The 241-nt window shown below is 64.3% G+C and carries 1 protein-coding gene; it reads right to left on the bottom strand.

Features of this window, described 5'->3' with window-relative positions:
• Positions 1-204 (bottom strand): extracellular solute-binding protein (locus MFF64_RS39190; RefSeq protein ID WP_238194106.1); only part of this gene is annotated, 204 nt, incomplete at its 3' end.
• Between the last annotated feature and the right edge of the window lie 37 nt (positions 205-241).

The raw sequence follows: 241 nt of genomic DNA, 5'->3' as shown, positions 1-241 counted from the left end.
GGGCTGGAACCAGTAGACGGGGCCGCCCTCGGCCCCGCAGAGCTTCTTTGCAGCGGCCACGAACTCCTCGAGGGTCGCGGGCACCGGAACCCCGTGCTTCTTCAGAAGGTCCTTGTTGTAGTAGAGGACCTGGATGCTCTTGTTGAAGGGCACCCCGTAGACCACGCCCCCGAAGCGGACGGCGTTCAAGAAGGTGAGGTTCACCCCTTGGAGCCGGACCCCCAGGGACTCTATGGGCAGA

This window comes from Methylobacterium frigidaeris (genome assembly GCF_022179185.1).
Taxonomy (GTDB): Bacteria; Pseudomonadota; Alphaproteobacteria; order Rhizobiales; family Beijerinckiaceae; genus Methylobacterium; species Methylobacterium frigidaeris.
Note: the sequence above shows the minus strand (reverse complement) of the source record. Positions and strands in the feature narration are given on the sequence as shown.